At 62.3% G+C, this 18,581-nt stretch carries 16 protein-coding genes and 1 pseudogene; 2 read left to right on the top strand and 15 right to left on the bottom strand.

Features of this window, described 5'->3' with window-relative positions; all coding sequences use genetic code 11:
* Positions 1–13 precede the first annotated feature (13 nt).
* From ugpC to V8G57_RS18035, 5 genes and pseudogenes are all read right to left on the bottom strand, one after another.
* A complete protein-coding gene (ugpC, locus tag V8G57_RS18055) occupies positions 14–1,156 on the bottom strand; it encodes a sn-glycerol-3-phosphate ABC transporter ATP-binding protein UgpC (RefSeq protein WP_342830546.1) in 1,143 nt (380 codons plus the stop codon).
* Positions 1,157–1,226: 70 nt separating this feature from the next.
* Positions 1,227–1,928: an HAD-IA family hydrolase gene (locus V8G57_RS18050; RefSeq protein ID WP_342830545.1), complete on the bottom strand. Its 702-nt coding sequence runs from the start codon at positions 1,926–1,928 to the stop codon at positions 1,227–1,229.
* Positions 1,925–2,707: pseudogene (locus tag V8G57_RS18045) on the bottom strand (carbohydrate ABC transporter permease); the annotation flags it as partial. The pseudogene V8G57_RS18045 and the gene V8G57_RS18050, both read right to left, overlap by 4 nt.
* A gap of 29 nt (positions 2,708–2,736) precedes the next feature.
* Positions 2,737–3,666: a carbohydrate ABC transporter permease gene (locus V8G57_RS18040; protein WP_342830544.1), complete on the bottom strand. Its 930-nt coding sequence runs from the start codon at positions 3,664–3,666 to the stop codon at positions 2,737–2,739.
* A gap of 140 nt (positions 3,667–3,806) precedes the next feature.
* The gene (locus V8G57_RS18035; protein ID WP_092397596.1) at positions 3,807–5,147 is read right to left on the bottom strand and encodes an ABC transporter substrate-binding protein; all 1,341 of its coding nucleotides are present in this window, start codon (positions 5,145–5,147) and stop codon (positions 3,807–3,809) included.
* A gap of 332 nt (positions 5,148–5,479) precedes the next feature.
* Here V8G57_RS18035 and V8G57_RS18030 point away from each other — a divergent pair, with 332 nt between their 5' ends.
* Positions 5,480–6,439 carry a sugar-binding transcriptional regulator gene (locus V8G57_RS18030; protein ID WP_342830543.1) on the top strand — a complete coding sequence of 320 codons (960 nt, stop codon included), beginning with the start codon at positions 5,480–5,482 and terminating at the stop codon, positions 6,437–6,439.
* 118 nt (positions 6,440–6,557) lie between these two features.
* Here the strand turns inward: V8G57_RS18030 and V8G57_RS18025 are convergent, their stop codons facing one another.
* The 3 genes from V8G57_RS18025 to V8G57_RS18015 are packed head-to-tail and all read right to left on the bottom strand — an operon-like array spanning position 6,558 to position 8,940.
* On the bottom strand, positions 6,558–6,854 hold the full coding sequence (locus V8G57_RS18025; RefSeq protein ID WP_092397594.1) for a DUF6587 family protein: 297 nt from the start codon (positions 6,852–6,854) through the stop codon (positions 6,558–6,560).
* The gene (gene feoB / locus V8G57_RS18020; protein WP_342830542.1) at positions 6,851–8,689 is read right to left on the bottom strand and encodes a ferrous iron transporter B; all 1,839 of its coding nucleotides are present in this window, start codon (positions 8,687–8,689) and stop codon (positions 6,851–6,853) included. The genes V8G57_RS18025 and feoB overlap by 4 nt, the downstream gene beginning before the upstream one ends.
* Positions 8,690–8,700: 11 nt before the next feature.
* On the bottom strand, positions 8,701–8,940 hold the full coding sequence (locus V8G57_RS18015) for a FeoA family protein (protein ID WP_092397590.1): 240 nt from the start codon (positions 8,938–8,940) through the stop codon (positions 8,701–8,703).
* 296 nt (positions 8,941–9,236) lie between these two features.
* Here V8G57_RS18015 and V8G57_RS18010 point away from each other — a divergent pair, with 296 nt between their 5' ends.
* The gene (locus tag V8G57_RS18010) at positions 9,237–10,367 is read left to right on the top strand and encodes an ABC transporter substrate-binding protein (protein WP_342830541.1); all 1,131 of its coding nucleotides are present in this window, start codon (positions 9,237–9,239) and stop codon (positions 10,365–10,367) included.
* A gap of 1 nt (position 10,368) precedes the next feature.
* Here the strand turns inward: V8G57_RS18010 and V8G57_RS18005 are convergent, their stop codons facing one another.
* The 7 genes from V8G57_RS18005 to V8G57_RS17975 are packed head-to-tail and all read right to left on the bottom strand — an operon-like array spanning position 10,369 to position 18,382.
* Positions 10,369–11,823 carry an aldehyde dehydrogenase family protein gene (locus V8G57_RS18005; RefSeq protein ID WP_342830540.1) on the bottom strand — a complete coding sequence of 485 codons (1,455 nt, stop codon included), beginning with the start codon at positions 11,821–11,823 and terminating at the stop codon, positions 10,369–10,371.
* A complete protein-coding gene (locus V8G57_RS18000; protein WP_342830539.1) occupies positions 11,817–13,526 on the bottom strand; it encodes a 5-guanidino-2-oxopentanoate decarboxylase in 1,710 nt (569 codons plus the stop codon). The genes V8G57_RS18005 and V8G57_RS18000 overlap by 7 nt, the downstream gene beginning before the upstream one ends.
* A gap of 28 nt (positions 13,527–13,554) precedes the next feature.
* Positions 13,555–14,361 carry a transporter substrate-binding domain-containing protein gene (locus tag V8G57_RS17995; protein ID WP_342830538.1) on the bottom strand — a complete coding sequence of 269 codons (807 nt, stop codon included), beginning with the start codon at positions 14,359–14,361 and terminating at the stop codon, positions 13,555–13,557.
* Positions 14,362–14,409: 48 nt separating this feature from the next.
* Positions 14,410–15,516: an ABC transporter ATP-binding protein gene (locus V8G57_RS17990; RefSeq protein ID WP_342830537.1), complete on the bottom strand. Its 1,107-nt coding sequence runs from the start codon at positions 15,514–15,516 to the stop codon at positions 14,410–14,412.
* 41 nt (positions 15,517–15,557) lie between these two features.
* Entirely contained in the window at positions 15,558–16,409 is an 852-nt protein-coding gene (locus tag V8G57_RS17985) for an ABC transporter permease (protein ID WP_342830536.1), read from the bottom strand.
* On the bottom strand, positions 16,406–17,263 hold the full coding sequence (locus V8G57_RS17980) for an ABC transporter permease (RefSeq protein WP_342830535.1): 858 nt from the start codon (positions 17,261–17,263) through the stop codon (positions 16,406–16,408). The genes V8G57_RS17985 and V8G57_RS17980 overlap by 4 nt, the downstream gene beginning before the upstream one ends.
* Before the next feature lie 24 nt (positions 17,264–17,287).
* Entirely contained in the window at positions 17,288–18,382 is a 1,095-nt protein-coding gene (locus tag V8G57_RS17975; protein ID WP_342830534.1) for an ABC transporter substrate-binding protein, read from the bottom strand.
* Positions 18,383–18,581 lie beyond the last annotated feature (199 nt).

Here is an 18,581-nt window from a genome sequence, read left to right as displayed (position 1 = left end):
GGTAAATAATGTCTTATGCCGTCTGTGCAGTGGCTGGATGGTTCTGTCCGGTTGCGGAGACGGTTGCATCCAGCCGGCGCAAGGCGCGGCCGCCCTGGTCGAACAGGTGGCAACGCTGGGGATCGGCCGACACGCCGATTTCGCTGCCGCGCTGCATGTCCACCGTATCGGCTACGCGCAGCACCAGCGGCTCTTCGGATGCGGTTGAATCGGCGTACAGATAGGAGAAATCGCCCAGCGCCTCCAGCACCGTGAACTTTGCCTTCAGCATCGGATTGTGCGAATCGAGCATCAAGTGTTCGGCACGCACGCCGATGCTGACCGGCGCGCCGATCTGCAGGCTGCTGCCGTCGACCGTAACCGACTGGCGGCCGCCGCTGGCCAGTTCCACCAGCACGCCGTGATTGGCGATGGCTGCTACCTTGCCGTCGATGAAGTTCATTTTTGGCGAGCCGATGAAGCCCGCCACAAAACGATTCGCCGGGTGATGGTAAAGCTGCTGCGGCGAGCCGACCTGTTCTACCCGGCCGGCGGACAGCACCACGATCTTGTCGGCCAGGGTCATGGCTTCGATCTGGTCATGGGTAACGTAGATCATGGTGGTCTTGAGCTGGTCGTGCAGCCGCGAAAATTCCAGGCGCATCTTGACCCGCAGGGCCGAATCCAGGTTCGATAAAGGCTCGTCGAACAGGAACACGCTGGGTTCGCGCGTGATGGCGCGGCCGATGGCCACCCGCTGGCGCTGGCCGCCCGACAGGGCTTTCGGTTTGCGGTCCAGCAGATGATCGATGTGCAGGGTCTTGGCGGCGCGCTGGACCGCGATGTCGATCTCGGCTTTCGATTTTCCCGCGATCTTGAGGCCGAACGCCATGTTGTCGTACAGCGTCATGTGCGGATACAGCGCATAGGACTGGAACACCATGGCGATGCCGCGCTTGGCCGGCGGCACGTCGTTCATGCGAGTGTCGCCGATGAACAGGTCGCCGCTGGTGATATCTTCCAGGCCGGCGATCATGCGCAGCAGCGTGGATTTGCCGCAGCCGCTGGGGCCGACGAAGACGACGAATTCGCCATCCTCGATGTCGAGGTTGATGTCGCGCATGACTTCATTGTCGTCGTAGCTCTTGATGAGGTTCTTGATCGTTACGCCTGCCATGATGGTCTCCTTCTGTTTTGTTCTTGGATTGCCGCCGCGGATGGCGGCGATCCAGTGAAAATGCGTGGCATTACGCCGTCTGTTTACTGAGCAGCTCGGTCAGTTGCCGCATGTCGTCGAATATGCGTTCGGCGCCGGCCGCCAGCAGCCGGGCGCCGGCCCGCTGGCGGTCGTGCGCGACGCCGGTGAAGCCGATGACGCGGATGCCGGCGGCAACCGCCGAACGGACGCCGGTGATGCTGTCGTCAATCGCGATGCATTGCCGGGGCGCCACGCCAAAGCCGGCGGCGGCGGCGAGGTAGACGTCCGGCGCCGGTTTCGGACTGCCCAGTTGGTGGCCGCTGTGGATGTGGCCGTCGAACAGCTCCAGCAGATCGCAGCGGCGCAACCCGGCATGGATGCGGTCCAGGCTGCTGTTGCTGGCGACCGCCTTCGGCAAGGCAATCGCCGCCAGTGCTTCCCTGACGCCGGGAACCGGATTGACTTCTTCGCTGCAGGCGCGGCCGACCGCGAGGTTGATCGCATCGTAGTCCGCCGCGCCCAGTCCCAGCTTGAATTCGCTGTCGACTTCATCCAGCAGCAGATTGGTCATCATTCCCAGCCGCTCAGCGATTGCGCTGTGCAGCGCCGGGCCGGCCTGCAGCATGGACGGCGGCAAATACGGCGTCAGCTCGCGATGCAGGACGGCGAGGGCGATGCTCTCGCTATCGAGCAAAACGCCGTCGCAGTCGCAGATAAGGTGGCTGATATGGCTATCCATTGTTTTGCTCATTTCACCGCGCCGAAAGTAAGGCCGCGCACCAGCTGCTTTTGCGCCAGCCAGCCGAGCACCATGATCGGCGCGATCGCCAGCAGCGAAGCGGCCGACAGCTTGGCCCAGAACAGTCCTTCCGGATTCGAGTAGGAAGCAATGAAAACGGTCAGCGGCGCGCCGCTGACGCTGGTCAGGTTGATGCTCCAGAACGCTTCGTTCCATGACAGGATGATCAGCAGCAGGGCCGTCGAGACCAGCCCGGGCATGGAGGTCGGCAGCAGCAGGTGCACCATTTCCTGCCAGGCATTGGCGCCGTCGATGCGCGCCGCTTCCAGGATTTCCTTGGGCACGTCGTTGAAGTAGGTGAACGCCATCCAGACCGCGATCGGCAGGTTGATCAGGGTGTAGATGATGGTCAGGCCGGTCACCGTATCGAGCAGGCCGGTATTCTTGGCCAGCAGGTAGATCGGGATCAGCACGCCTACCGCCGGCATCATCTTGGTCGACAGCATCCACAGCAGCAGTTTCTGGGTGCGCGCGGTGGGGAAGAACGCCATCGAATACGCTGCCGGCACCGCGATCAGCAGCGACAGGATGGTGGAGCCGAGCGAGACGATCAGCGAATTGCCGACGAAGTTCATGTAATTGCTGCGCGCCATCACTTCATGGAAGCTTTCCAGCGTCGGCCAGAAGATCAGGGTCGGCACGTAAGCCTGGTGTTCAGTCTTGAAGGCGGTGATGGCAACCCAGAAGATAGGGAAGAACAGCACGATGGCGCAGGCCCACGCCACCAGCCCCAACCACAGGCGGTTTTTGTTTTTAGCGCTCATTTTTCGTTCGCTCCTTTCAGGTTCTTGGCCATCATCCGCACCAGGAAGAACGACACAATATTGGCCAGGACCACGGCGATGATGCCGCCGGCCGAGGCGATGCCGATATCGAACTGCTGCAGGCCGATCGAATACACCAGGTAAGCCAGGTTGGTGGTCGCCGTGCCCGGACCGCCGGCGGTCGTGGTGAAGATTTCGGCGAAAATCGACAGCAGGAAAATGGTTTCGATCATGATCACTACCGTGATCGCGCGCTTGAGATGGGGCAGCACGACATACCAGAACACCCGGATCGGTCCGGCGCCGTCCAGCTGCGCGGCTTCTTTCTGTTCCAGGTCGAGCGACTGCAATGCCGTCAGCAGGATCAGGAAGGCGAACGGGATCCATTGCCAGGCGACGATCATGATCACCGACAGCATCGGATATTCGGCCAGCCAGTCGATCGGCTCCAGGCCGGCCAGGCGCATGGCCCAGGCCAGCAGGCCGTAGACCGGATGCAGGATCATGTTTTTCCAGATCAGGGCGGCCACGGTAGGCATCACGAAGAACGGGCCGATCACCAGCAGGCGAGCGATGCCGCGACCGAAGAACGGCTGGTCGAACAGCACCGCCAGCAGCGTGCCGGCGACCACGCTGATGACCAGCACCGAGCCGATCAGCAGCAGCGTATTGAGGATCGACGGCCAGAATGCCGGATCGTTGAACAGGAAGGCATAGTTGTCCAGCCCGACAAAACCGGTGACGTCCGGCATCATCAGGTTGTAGCGGATGACCGAGAAGTACAGCGTCATCGCCAGCGGCACGATCATCCACAGCAGCAGCAGGAACACCGAGGGCGTTTGCAGCAGCCGTACCGGCTTGAATTTGCTGGTGTTTGGCCGTACCGGCAGGGCCGCGCTGGCGACCTGGGCGGAAGGAGTCGACATGATTTACCTCTTACGTTTTTGCGCTGCGGATGATGGACCTTGCAAGGGCATGGTCCGGCAGCGGCAAGGGAGGGCAGGCGGGCATAGCGTCCGCCTGCGGGCCTGCTGTTTTTATTGACTGCGTGTTATTACTTGCGCTGTCATTTTATATACCGCCCTTGACGCATCACCCGGTCCGCCTGCGCCTGCGATGTCTGCAACGCAGCTTCGACGGTCGATTTGCCCGCCAGCGCGCCGGCAATCGCCTGGCCGACTACCGTTCCCAGCGACTGGAACTCGGGAATGGTGACGAACTGGATGCCGGTGTAAGGCACTTTCTGCAAGGTGGCATCCTTGGTGTCGGCCGACTGGATCGCATTCAGCACGAAGTCGGAATAAGGCGCCGCCTTTTTGTATTCAGGCGAAGCGTAGGTCGACATGCGGGTGCCTGGAGGGACCAGGCCCCAGCCCTTTTCCTTGGCGACCAGCTGCACATATTCCTTGGAAGTCGCCCAGGCCGCGAATTTCTTGGCGGCGTCCTGCGATTTCGACGATTTCGGAATCGCCAGCGACCAGATCCACAGCCAATGCGCGCCCTTAGGCGTGACCGCCACCGGCGCCGGCGCAAACGCTACCTTGCCGACCACTTTCGATTCCTTGCTGCTGTAGATCATGCCGGCGGCCACCGTGGCGTCGATCCACATGCCGCATTTGCCGCTGGAGAACAGCACCAGGTTTTCGTTGAAGCCGTTGGAGGTGGCGCCTGCCGGGCCGTACTTGCGCAGCAGGTCGACATAGGTGGTGACGGCGTTTTTCCATTCTGGCGAGTTGAGCTGCGGCTGCCATTTTTCATCGAACCAGCGGGCGCCGAAGGTATTCACCATAGTGCCGACCAGCGCCATGTTCTCGCCCCAGCCTGCACGGCCGCGCAGGCAGATGCCGGCGATGCCGTTCTGCTTGTCGGTCAGTTTTTCAGCGAAGCCGGCGATGTCCTGGAAGGTCGGGTGCTCGGGCATTTTCAAGCCCTTTTCCGCAAACAGGTCCTTGCGGTAATACGTCATCGAGCTTTCGGCATAGAACGGCAGCGCGTACAGTTTGCCGCCTTCGGTCAAGCCTTCGCGCACGGTCTTGATCAGGTCGCCTTCGTCGTAGCTGGCAGGCAAGCCTTCCATCGGCGCCAGCCAGCCTTTCTTGGCCCAGATCGGCGCCTCATAGGCACCGATGGTCATCAGGTCGAACTGGCCGCTGCCGGTGGCGATGTCGGTGGTGACCCGCTGCCGCAAGACGTTTTCTTCCAGCACTACCCAGCGCAGCTTGATGTCAGGATTGGCGGTTTCGAAATTCGAGGAAAGTTTTTGCAATTCGATCATGTCGGGATTGTTGATCGTTGCGATGTTCACGGTGGTTGGCGCGGCCCAGGCGCTGTTGCAGAACATAGCCAGCAGGCTGAGTGGGGCCAGGGCGGCTGAAAACGAGCTTGCGCGGATGCTGCGACGTTTCATGTTTGTCTCCATTGTAGGAATGATCAATACGCCATGCCGACTTGCGCGGCTTCGCGTTATCACTTTCTCAGGCGGCGTTGATAGTGGTCGCCTGGAAAATTCTTTAACGTTGTCTTTTGAGCCATGTCTTGCTGTTTCGAATGTTGAGCAAAAGACTTTTCGTTGAGCAAATAATCATGCATGATTCAAAGCGTGTCAAGATTTAGTTCTGCTGCGCTGCACTATCTGGGACAATTCCTGGGTCGAATGCCAAAAACAAGGCAGTAGCGGCCCAGGCGATGCATGTCGTGGAGACGCATGCCGGGCGCACCGTGCCCAAAAAAGGAAATCAGATGGCAAATGAAAAGCTGGATCTCGCCGCGCGCGCGGCGTGGATGTATTACGTGGCCGGCAATACCCAGAACGAAATCGCCGACCACCTGGGAATCTCGCGCCAGATGGCGCAGCGGCTGGTGGCTTATGCGCGTGAGTCGGGGCTGGTCAAGGTCAGGGTGGAGCATCCGGTATCGACTTGCCTGGAGCTGGCCGCAGCATTGCAGCAGCGCTACGGCCTGGAGCAATGCCATGTGGTGCCGAGCACGGGCGCGGGCGGCAACGTGGTCGACGACGCCCGCGTGCAGCAGATGCTGGCCGTGGTCGGCGCCGAGGTGATGGAGCGCTATCTGCAGCAGGAGACGCCGCTGGTGGTCAACGTCGGTTCGGGACGGACCTTGAAGGCGGTGCTGGAAGCGGTCACTGAAATGGAACGGCCGCAGCATCGGATCGTGTCGATGGTGGGAGCGATTGCCGCCGACGGCTCATCGAATCGCTATGACGTGGCGCTTACCGCCGCCGACAAGATCCAGGCTCGTTTCTTTTTCCTGCCGGCGCCGCTGGTGGCTGACAGCGCCGACGACATGCGCCAGTGGTGCAGCCACCGCGTGTATCGCATCGTGGCCGACCTGGCGCAGCATGCCGACGTCACTTTCATCGGCGTCGGCACCATTGCCCCAGGCTGTCCGATGCACGAAGACGGTTTCATCACCGCCGAAGAAGTGGCGCAATTGCAGGGATATGGCGCAGTGGGAGAGATGATCGGCCACGCCATCGCCGGCGACGGCCGCCTGATCGCATCGCCGCTTGAAGACCGCGTCACCAGCTTGCCGCTGACGTCGCCGCCGGCGCGCCCGGTGATCGGCATGGCAGGCGGCGTCAAGAAAGCAGAAGCAATCCGCGCCGTGCTGCGCGGCGGCTGGTGGTCCGGCCTGATCACCGACGAATACTGCGCCCGCTACGCGCTGCAGGACGAGTAATTAGGGTCAGAGTCAAATTGTTGACCGGTCAACAATTTGACTCTGACCCTAATAAACGCAAACAATTTGACTCTGACCCTAATTGGCTGCTTGCGGGGTACTTGTGCTTTCGGATCGATTATTCGCGCGAGCGCTCGCGGAATTGCAGCGGCTGTTCGTCGGCTGCCGGGGTTGGGCCGCAGCCGGTGGAACACGAGCCGCATCCGCTGCCGCAGCCTCCTGTTGAGGCCGCCGGTTGCAAACGCTTGCCGATCGCGCGCAGTGCTGTCGGCCGCGAGTCGCTGCTGAGGGAATTCGCCAGGGCTCCTTGCCAGCGCTGGCTGGTGGCCGGCATCAGGCGGCGGCAGGCATAGACCAGGCTGGCGATCACGGCGGCGCCGATCACGATGGCTTGCAGCACGAGAAAGGGCGTCATGTCAAGAACCTCGTAATCTGATAGGTGAGGAAAGCCGCAAGATAAGCCAGGCCGAACAGGTAGGCGGTGGCGGCGCCGACGATCTTCCAGGAATTGGTTTCGCGCCGCATCACCGCCAGCGTCGACATGCATTGCGGCGCAAACACATACCAGGCCAGCAACGCCAGCGCAGTCGCCAGCGACCATTGATGGGCGATCATCGGCCCCAGTTGCGAAGCGATGGCGTCCTCGCTGCCGGACATCGCATACACGGTTCCCAGTGCCGATACCGCGACTTCACGCGCCGCCATGCCCGGCACCAATGCAATGCATATCTGCCAGTTAAAGCCGATCGGGGCAAACACGTATTCCAGCAGGTGGCCGATCCGGCCCGCCAGGCTGTAATCGATGGCAGGCATGGTTGCACCTGGCGGCGGGCCGGGGAAGGTCGATAAAAACCACAGCAGCACCGTGAGCGACAGGATGATGGTGGTCACCCGGCGCAAGAAAATCAGCGCCCGTTCCCACAGGCCGATGGCGATATTGCGGGCGCCGGGCAGGCGGTATGACGGCAGCTCCATCAGCAGCGCGTGCTCGCTTTTATCCTTGCGCACACGCTTGATGATCCAGGATACCGCCAGCGCACTGGCGATGCCGGCCACGTACAGCACGAACAGGACGACGCCCTGCAAATTGAACAGGCCCCACACGCTGCGGCTCGGAATGAAAGCGGCGATCAGCAAGGTGTATACGGGAAGCCGCGCCGAACAGGTCATCAGCGGCGCCACCAGGATGGTGGTCAGGCGGTCGCGCGGGTCCTGGATGCTGCGGGTCGCCATGATGCCGGGAATCGCGCAGGCAAAACTCGACAGCAGCGGGATGAAGGAGCGGCCGGTAAGGCCGGCCTTGAACATCATGCGATCGAGCAGGAAAGCGGCGCGCGGCAGGTAGCCGGATTCTTCCAGCACCAGGATAAAGAAAAACAGGATCAGGATCTGCGGCAGGAACACCAGCACCGTGCCCAGGCCGCCGAAAATGCCGTCGCTCACCAGGCTGCGCAACAGGCTTTCCGGCATGGCGGCCGCAACCCAGGCGCCGACTGCGCCGACGCCGGCCTGGATCGCTTCCATCAGCGGCTGCGCCCAGGAAAAGACCGCCTGGAAAATGAAGAACATGATGGCCGCCAGCAGCGCCAGTCCAAACACCGGATGCAGCACCCAGCGGTCGATGGCGTCGTCGATCATCGATGTATTGCGCGGCATGGCGACAGCCGCCGCCAGCATGCTGCGCACCTCGGCGTGCAGATCGTCGCCGACGCTGCCGGTTGCCGCTGCCGGTGCGCCGGCCTGGTCCAGGTGCTGGATCAGGCCGCGCGCGCCGCCGCTGCGCACCGCCACGGTTTCAATCACGGGGATGCCGAGCCGGCGCTGCAGTTCCACGCGGTCGATGGTGATGCCGCGCTTGCGGGCGGCGTCCATCATGTTCAATGCCAGCACCATGGGCCGGCCCAGCCGTTTGACTTCCAGCACAAAGCGCAGGTGCAGGCGCAGGTTGGTGGCGTCGGCGACGCACACTACCAGGTCCGGCAGCGCTTCGCCCGGCATCTGGCCGAGGCAGACCTTGCGGGTGATCATCTCGTCCGGGCTGGTCGCTTCCAGGCTGTACGCGCCGGGCAGGTCGAGCAGCTGGAACACGCGCCCGGACGGTGCGGTGAAACGGCCTTCCTTGCGTTCTACCGTGACGCCGGCGTAGTTCGCCACTTTCTGGCGGCTGCCGGTCAGCTGGTTGAACAGGGCGGTCTTGCCGCAATTGGGGTTGCCTACCAGGGCGATGCGGAGGGAGGATGCACTAGACATGAGGCCGGGATTCAGGACGCTGGATTGACGTGGACCCGGTGCGCTTCGGCGCGACGCAGGGCAAAACGGGTAAAGCCGATCTGGATCATCAGCGGATCGGCGCCGACCGGGCCGCGCGCCACCAGGCTCACGGCTTCGCCATGGACAAATCCCAGCTCGCGCAGGCGCTTGGCGATCGGGTCCTGCTCCAGCACGTCTTCTACATATTCGATCACTGCGGGGGTAAACGGCGTCAAGTCACAAAGTCTCATACAAAAGCCATGATCAATAATCATTCTCATTATATACATTCACGGCCACGGCTTGGCGAACAAAACAGGGGTGGAGAGGCCATGCTGGCCCCATTCTTGCTCAGATGCCACTTTATTCCCTCGCCGGTTGGCAAAAATAGTGTGGCTTGCTTGACAGCATTGCCCGGTTTGCGTTTTACTTGGCGCAATTTTCTGCACCGCAACAAATTTAATCGATGGTTTTCGGTAGCGCTAACATCGATGGCGTAGGAATTTGAATATTTATCAACTTGTCTCAACGAACGATCGGATTCTGCATGCGACTTCACAAAATACTTGCCTTGTCATCTCTGCTGTTGGCAAGCGCCTTCTGCCGCGCGGAGAGCGGCGTCACCGCCACTACCATCACGCTCGGACAGTCGGCGGCGTTCACCGGTCCGGCGAAGGAGCTGGGCAAAGGCATGCATGACGGCGCGCAAGCGTATTTCGACCAGGTCAACGCCAGCGGCGGCGTGTTCGGCAGGAAAATCGTCCTCAAGACCCTGGACGATGGTTATGAACCCGACCGCGCGGCGGCGAATACCCGGCAGTTCATCGAGCAGGACGACGTACTGGCCTTGTTCGGTTATGTCGGCACGCCGACTTCAAATGCCTCGATTCCGGCCTTGACCAAGGCCAAGGTGCCGTTCTTCGCGCCGTTTACCGGCGCCCAGTCGCTGCGCGAACCGTTCAACCGGAACATCTTCAATATCCGCGCCAGCTATTTTGCCGAGACCGAAAAAATCGTGCAGCAGATCACCACCCTGTCGCTGAAGAAGATTGCGGTGTTTTACCAGAACGACGCCTATGGCAAGGCCGGCCTGGAAGGCGTGACGCGGGCGCTGAAGAAGCGCGGCATCGAGGTTGCCGGATTGGGCACGGTAGAGCGCAACAGCGTCGATGTCAGCGCAGCCGTCGCCAAGATCCGCCAAAGCCAGCCGCAGACGGTGATCATGGTGTCGGCCTACAACTCCAGCGCGGCCTTCATCAAGGCCATGATTGCAGCCGGCAGTCCGCCGTCGTTCTGGAACATTTCATTTGTCGGCAGCCAGCAGCTGGTCAATGCGCTGGGCAAGGATGCCAGCGGCGTGCAGATTGCACAGGTGATGCCGGCTCCTTGGGATGAAGTCAACGGCATCGTCAAGGAGTACCGCAAGTACTACCTGCAGGACGGCAAGCGAGAGTGGGATTACGTCAGCATGGAAGGGTTCATTGCGGCCAAGGTCTTGGTGGAAGGCCTCAAGCGCGCCGGCAGCAGCCTGTCGCGCGAGAGCCTGGTCAAGGCCCTGGAGACCATCAACCACTACGACGCCGGCGGTTATTTTGTCACCTTCAGCCCGAGCAACCACAACGGCTCGGAATTCGTCGACCTGACCATGGTGGCCAAGAGCGGCAGGTTCCTGCACTGATTTATCCGGGCGCGGCCACGACCACGTGCTTGATCTCCTGGAATGCTTGCAAGCCCCAGGGGCCAAGTTCGCGGCCCAGGCTGCTTTTCTTCATGCCGCCCCACGACGCTTGCGGAAAAATCACCTGCGGGCTGTTGACCCAGACCAGGCCTACTTCCAGCGCCGCCGACACGCGGCTGGCGCGTTCGCTGTCCGCAGTCAGGACGGTCGCCACCAGGCCGTAGTCGCTTCGGTTGGCGATCGCAATCGCTTCCTGCTCGCTGTCGAAGGCATGGATGCATAACACCGGGCCGAAGATTTCCTCGCGCCAGAGCGGGCTGTCGAAGGGCACGTCGGCGAAGATCGTCGGCGCCACGAAATATCCCTTGGCCTTGTCTTGCGCAGGCGCGCCGCCGGTAATCAGCTTGAGTCCCGCGGCCATCCCTTGCTGGATGTACTGCTGCACTTTCTGATATTGCCGGCGGCTGCTCAAGGGACCCATCTGCGTTGCGGGATCCATCGGATCGCCGACCCGGATGGATTCGACGCGCTGCTTGAGGCGCGCCGTGAAATCCTGGGCGATGCTGCGCTCGATCAGCAGGCGCGAGGTCGCCGAGCACATCTGTCCGGCGTTGAAAAATATCCCGCCGCAGACGATATCGAGCGCCAGTTCCAGGTCGGCGTCGGCAAACAACAGCGCCGCCGATTTCCCGCCCAGTTCCAGGCTGATGCGCTTGAGGTCGTCGGCGGCGGTTTTCATCACTGCCTGGCCGACAACCGTGCTGCCGGTGAAGGAAACCTTGCGGACTGCGGGATGGGAGGCCAGCGCCGCTCCGGCCTCGGCGTCGCCGGTGACCAGGTTGAAGACGCCGGCCGGCAATCCGGCCTGGTCGATGATGGCCGCCAGCGCCAGCTCCGGCAATGGCGTTATCTCCGACGGCTTGAGCACCACCGTGCAGCCGGCCGCCAGCGCCGGCGCCACTTTCCATGCGGTGGTCACCATGGGGAAATTCCACGGCACGATCAGGGCCGCGACACCGCAAGGTTCATGCCGCAAGGTTGCGGTAAAGCCGGCGCCGGGCAGGGCTACCGGCTGATCCTGGCGGTCATCTAGCTGTTCCGCCAGTTCGGCGTAATAGTTGAAGGTGGCGATGACGTCGCCGACATCGATCAGCGATTCGCTCAGGGGTTTGCCGTTGTTGGCGGTTTGCAGGTGCGCCAGCTGTTCCTGCTGCTGTTGCACGCCGCCGGCGATTGCGCGTAAAAAGGCGCCGCGCGCGCGGCCGGAATTTTTGCCCCATCCTGCCTGGGCGGCTGCAGCGGCTGCGACGGCGTCGTCGATATCTTGCGCGGCGCCGAAGGCGACCTCGGCCAGCGCTGTTTCGGTCGCCGGATTGAACACGGTTTCCGTGCGGCCGGAACGGGCGTTGCACCAGCGGCCCGCGATGTATAGCTGGTACGGCGGTTGGTTCAGCATTGTTGCTCCTGGCCGGTCCATTCGATTTCCCCGATTTCAATCAGGGTCGGCCTGTTGGCTGAGGCCGCCAGCCGCAGGGCGCCGGCCAGTTCCGCCGCTGTCGCCACATGCTGCGCCGCGCAGCCGAAGCCGCGTGCAATCGCCAGGAAATCGGGCGTGTAGATATCGACGCCGACGGGTTCGATGGCGCGGTTTTGCATGTACTTCTTGATTTCTCCGTAGCCGTTGTTATTCCACAGCAGGATGATTACCGGCACGCCGGCCTCCACTGCGCTGGCCAGTTCCGGCAAGGTAAATTGCAAGCCGCCGTCGCCGATCAGGCATATCACCGGCCGGGCGGCCATGGCCAGCTTGGCGCCTATCGCAGCCGGCAGCGCATAACCGAGGGTGCCGTATCCGGTCGAGGAATTGAACCAGCTGCGCGGCGTCGCGGCGTCGAAGGTGATGTTGCCGGTATACACCGGCTGGGTAGAATCACCGACGTAGATCGCATCCGGCAGCGCGTTCGCCACCACCTCCAGCATGCGATGCTGCATGCGGGCCGGGTGGTCAAGGCTGGCGTCGATTTCGCCGCGCAAGGCAGCCACGCGGCTGCCGCCCCATGAGGCGTCGGGCCGTGCCGGTTCGGATGGCGACGGCAGTTGCTGCATCAATCCCTGCAGTGCGCCGGCGGCGTCCGACAGCAGCGTCAGCGATGGCGGATAGTTGCGCGCCAGCTGCTGGGCGTCGATATCGATCCTGATCAGTTTGCCCGGGATGCGGAAGCCGCCGTCGAACACGGTGTCATAGTCGGTTTCCCCGAGTTCGGTGCCGATTGCCAGCACCACGTCGGCCTCGCATACCAGTGCGCGGGTCGCGGCGGTGGACTGGTTCGAGCCGAGCAGCAGCGGATGCCGCGGCGGCAGCAAGCCCTTGGCGTTGATGGTGAGCGCAGTCGGAGCCTGCAGGCGCTCTGCCAGCTGTTGCAGTTCAATGCCGGCATTGACGGCGCCGCCGCCGGCCAGGATCAGCGGACGCCTGGCCTGCTGCAGCATTGTGGCCGCGGCGGCTACGCTGCGCGGATCGGCGCACGGTTTCGCGCTGCGCGCCGGCATGGCGACGGACACATGCGCGGCCGGGGCGACGATCACATCCAAAGGCATTTCGATATGCACCGGCCGCGGACGGGCGCTGTCGAACACGGCGAAGGCGCGCGCCAATACTGCCGGCAGTTCGTCGACGCTCATCAAGGTATGCGAGAACGCCGTCATCCCGGCAAACACGCTGCGCTGGGACGGCAATTCATGCAGCATGCCGTTGCCATTTCCCAAGTGCTGACGCGCGTTGACGCTGGAAATGACCAGCATCGGGATCGAGTCGGCATAGGCTTGCGCCATCGCGGTGGCGATATTGGTCATGCCGGGGCCGGTGATGATGAAGCAGACGCCGGGCTTGCCGCTTACCCGTGCATAGCCGTCGGCCATGAAGCCTGCTCCCTGCTCGTGGCGCGGCGTGATGTGGCGCATCCTGGATTGCGCCAAGCCCCGATACAGCTCGACGGTATGGACCCCGGGAATGCCGAACACCAGTTCGACCCCGTAGTTTTCCAGCAGCTTGACCAGCACTTCGCCACAGCTTGTGCTTGCAGGGGCGATCGTCAGCGCTCCGCTTTTGGATGGGCCGGCGCCGGTTTTGCCTATTTCAGTACTCTCAAGTCGTTTCATTTTTTTTAGCGGTGGCGTAGCGTTACAGTTATAAATCGGCGGGCAATGGCAGCCGCAGCCATTTCTGCGAAATCTTGTTCAGGCTGCCGTCTTTCTTGGCCTGCACGATGGCCTGGTTGATCTGCTGCGTCAGGCGCGCTTCGTTCTTGTTGAAGCCGACGTGATCCGGCGAGCTGAACAGCTGGAATTTTTGCTGTATGCCGGCGGCCGGATTCTTGGCCATGATGGTGGCGCCGACATCGTTGCCGACCACCATCAGCTGTGTCTGTCCCGACATGAAGGCCGAGATGGCGCCGTTGGCGTCGTCAAAGCGTTTGATGGTGGCGCCGGCCGGCGCTGTTTTCGAGATGCTCAAGTCCTCCAGCGTGCCGCGGGCCACGGCGATGGTCTTGCCGGCCAGGTCTGCGCTGTTCTTGATGGCCAGCTTGGGCCCGCCGAAGACGGCCAGGTAGTACGGCGCGTAGGCGTCGGAAAAATCAATCACCTTGGCGCGCTCCGGCGTCTGTCCTACCGACAGCAGCAGGTCCACCTTGCCGCCGGCAAGATAAGCCATGCGGTTGTCGCCGGTGACTTGCACCAGTTCCACCTTGGTCTTCAATGCCTTGCCGATCAGTTCGGCCATGTCGATGTCGTAGCCGAGCGGCTGCATGTCGGGGCCGATCGAGCCGAACGGCGGGTAGTCCATGAAGACGCCGATCCTGACCTTGCCGCTCTTGGCGATGGTGTCGATGGCGTCGGCGTGGCTGGGAGCGGCATGCAGCATGCCTGCTGCGAGCAGCAAGGCGGCGCCCAGCTTGCACAGGCGGCGGTTCAGGAGGGCTGGCAATAGGTTCATGGTGTTTTCCAGTGAGTGAATGGATGTATCGTTCGGCGGCATTCCAGGTCAGGCGGCCAGCCGGCCAGGGCTGGCGTCGATCAGCTTGCAGGCATGCGGCGGCAGGGTGGCGAGCACCGAACTGCCGATTGCCAGCCCCGGCACTTCGCGCGGGCTGGTGGCTACCGTCAGCGCAAAGCCGGCGCAATCTACGGTGGCTTCCAGCGATGAACCGACGTCGCGGATAAAACTCACCTGGCCGGGCACGCAATTGTTGCGGATGCTGGCGTGAAGATCCTTGTGCGCCTGCGGTTCGCTGATTTTCAGGCAAACGTCTTCCGGCCTGATCAGCAGGCGGATGTCCTGGCCGGCGCTGGCTTTGCGCGGGCCGCCGATGTCGATCAGCTGGCCGCCGGCCAGCCGTACGCATTGCTCGCCGCTCGGCACCGCCGGCAGGATGTTGCCGAGGCCGATGAAGTCGGCGACAAATTCGTTGACCGGATCCCGGTACACTTCCAGCGGCGAACCGATCTGGGCGATCTGGCCTTGTTCCATCACCACGATCACGTCGGCCATGGTCATTGCTTCGCGCTGGTCGTGGGTCACCATGATGGTGGTGATGCCGAGCCGTTGCTGCAGCAGGCGGATTTCAACCTGCATGGCTTCGCGCAGCTTGGCGTCGAGCGCGGACAGCGGTTCGTCCAGCAGCAACAGCTTGGGCGCGGACGCCAGGGCGCGGGCAATCGCTACCCGCTGGCGCTGGCCGCCGGACAATTGCGCCACCGGCCGGTCGGCCATGTGCGGCAACTGGATCAATTGCAGCAGTTCGTCGACGCGCTGCTTCTGGCTTTGCTTGCCGGCCTTGCGCAAGCGCAGCGGATAGGCGATGTTGCAGGCCACGGTCATGTGCGGGAACAGCGCCAGCGACTGGAACACCATGCCGAAATCACGTTCGCAGGCCGGCACGTGGGTGAGGTCTTTGCCATCCATGCTGAGACGACCGCTGGTCGGAGTCTCGAGCCCGGCGATCATGCGCAGCAGCGTGGTCTTGCCGCAGCCGGACGGCCCCAGGAAACATACCAGCTTGCCTTCGGGGATGCTCAGGTTGACGTGCTTGACGACGTGCACAGCGCCAAAGTGCTTGTTGACGTTTTCGATAATTAGTTGATTGCTCATATTGTTCTCGTCAGGTTGGAACGTATTGCTTCACTATTCGGCTAGAGCGCCACGCCATCGTCGCCCACCAGTTTTTCCAGCAGCCAGATCAGGCCGAAATCGATCAGGACGATGAATACGGCGAAGGAAAAGACGGTCGGGTCGAGCGACGATACGGTGCGGCTGTACAGCCATACCGGCAAGGTCATGGTATCGACGTCGTACAGGAAAAAAGTCACAGTGAATTCGTTGAAGGAGACGATGAAGGCGAACAGCATCCCGGCCAGGATGCCGGGCCGCATCAGCGGCAGCACCACGTCGAACATGGCCCGCAGGGGCCGTGCTCCCATCAGGTAAGCCGCTTCTTCGAATTCCGGGCCGATGCCGGCAATCGACGCCGCGCAGTTCTTGACCGCGAACGGCAAAGCCAGGATCACATGGGCGATGACGAGCCGGAAAATGCCCAGTTCGACCGGAAAATAATTGAACACCAGCAGCAGCGAAATGCCCAGCATCACCAGCGGATACACCATCGGCAGGGCAATGAACTGCTCGACTACGGCCTTGCCGGGAAAGTTGAAGCGGTTCAGCGCATAGGCGGCGGGAATGGCCACTGCGGCGGCGATCAGCATGGTCGCGAACGCCACCATCAGGCTGGTGCCCAGCGCCTGTCCCATCGACAGCACGTCGCTGGCGTCGGGCGACATGAAGGTGCGCCAGGCTGCGCGATACCACTGCAAGCCGTAACTTGGCGGCGGAAAAGCCAGCGTGTCGGAAGCGCCGAACGACATGATGATCATGGTGATGATCGGCATTGCCGCCAGTATCAGCACCACTGCCGCCAGCACGCCGGTGAAACGGGTGAGCTGGCCGGGCAGGGCGCGCCGCAGGAACGGCAGGGTAAATGTAGTCATCGTGTATTCCCCAGCATCTTCCGTGAACGATGCACCAGTTTCTGCGACAGCGCCATCACCGCCAGGGTCGCCAGCATCAAGACCACGCTGGTGGCGGATGCCGCCGGCCAGTTGAGCAAGGGCGTAATCTGGTCGCGCACCAGCACCGCCAGCATCGAGACCCGGCGTCCGCCGAGCAGCAGCGGCACGGCAAAGGCGCTGGCGTTGTAGGCGAACACCAGCAAGGCGCCCGACAGGATGCCCGGCATCGCCAGCGGCAGCAGCACGTGGCGCAGGATTTGCCAGCGGCTGGCGCCCATGGTGGCGGCGGCTTCTTCGTAGCTGCCGGAAATCGCTTTCAGGGCGCTGGCCATCGGCAGCGCCGCCAGCGGAAACGCGGTTTGTATCAATCCCAGCAAGACGCCGTTTTCGCGATACAGCCATTGCACCGGGCGCTGCACGATGCCCAGCGCCAGCAGCGAATTATTCAGCACGCCGCCGGGGCCAAGGATGATCAGCCAGCCGTAGCTTTGCAGCAGCAGGTTCACCAGCAAGGGCAGCAGCACGCCGGTCAGCAGCAGGCGCCGCGCCAGCTTGGATTTGGCGCGCGCCATGGCGATCGCCACCGGGATCGCCAGCAGCACCGCCAATACCGTGCTCTGGAACGCCAGGCGCAAGGTGAGCCAAAGCGACTTCATGTAATAAGGCGTCGCCAGGTCGGCGTAACTGCTCAGCGAAACGCTGCGCCATTCATCGCCGTTGCTGCCGACGCTCATGCGGATCACCGCCAGCGCCGCTGCCGCCAGCACTGCCAGGAACAGCAGCACCGGCGCCAGCAGCAGCCACGGCCGCGCATTGGAGTCTTGATCGAGCATTGCTTTTACCTTTGCCTGTAGCGGTTAGGCCGAAAAGATCTCGGTATAGCGGCGCACCCATTCGCTTTGCACCACGGCCAGCGCCTTGTCGTCGTGGATCTGCGCTTTTTCGGCGATCTGCCTGGCGCTGGGAACATAGCGGCTGCTGTCGGCCGGTATCGACGCCTTGGTGTTCACCGGGCCGTTGAGGACGTCGGCGGCCATCTTGCCTTGCACCACCGGATCAAGCGTATGGTTGATGAAGGCGTGGATCAGGTCGAGGTCGCCCGGATGCGATTTCGGAATCACCGTGTACATCAGCTGCGCCGCAAAACCTTCCTTCATGTCATAGGTGACGCCCATCTTGTATTCCGGTTTCTTGATCGCGACCGGGAAGAAGGCTGGCGAGTAGATGCCGCCCAGGTCCAGCGCATTGGTGCGGAACAGTTCGGCTACCTGGTTCGGGTTTTCGCCGAGCATCAGGATGCGGTCCTTGAGCAGCGCCAGTTTCTTGAAGCCGGGGTCGATGTTCTTTTGCGAGCCGCCCGACAGTTTGGCGGCAATGATGGCAAGGTCGACTGCCTCGACCCAGCTTGGCGGCGGCAAGAAGATGCGGCCGCTGTATTTCTCGTCCCAAAGCGCCTCGTAGCTGGACGGCGCGGCCTTGAAGGTCGAGGTGTTGTAGATCAGGCCGTTGGTCCACAGCAGGTAGCCGACGCCGAAGCCGTTGGCGCCGCTGCGGTGCTGGGGGGCGACGTCTTTCAGGTTGGGCAGGCGCGCCAGGTCCGGCTGCATCAGCAGGCCGGCATCCGCCAGGCCGGAAGCGCCGACACCTGCCAGCGTGATCACATCGTATTGCGGTTTGTTGCCGGCAGCCTTGAGCTTGGCCACCATGCCCGAGGTGCCGTCGGCGCGGTCGGCGATCACTTTGACGCCGGTCTTTTCAGAGAAGCTGGCGGCGATATTGCGCAACGCCGCCAGGCCTGTGTCATCTGACCAGGTCAGGAAACGCAGCGTCTTGCCTTTGAAGTTCTGTTCCTGTGCAAAGACGTTCACAAATGGTGCGGATAACGTGGATGCGGCAATCGATGCACCAATTGCCTTGATGACGTTGCGTCGTTTGGTATTTGTATTTTGCATGGCTTGCTCCTGCTGTAAAAGTATGGAAACAACGATTGGATGCCTGTGGCCAGATTGATCGGCGTTATCCCGGGATGCAAGAGATGTGCCAGATGCTGCTGTAAGGCATTAGTTTTAATGATGGCTAAGATGCGTAAAGCTGATGCCTGCGAAGGCAGGGCGTAATTGCGGCAGGTGCGGGCTTGCAGCAGGAAGCTGG

The organism is Collimonas rhizosphaerae (assembly GCF_038896935.1).
GTDB lineage: Bacteria > Pseudomonadota > Gammaproteobacteria > Burkholderiales > Burkholderiaceae_D > Collimonas > Collimonas rhizosphaerae.
The sequence above is the reverse complement of the archived record's forward strand: the minus strand, read 5'-3'. Positions and strand labels throughout refer to the sequence as shown.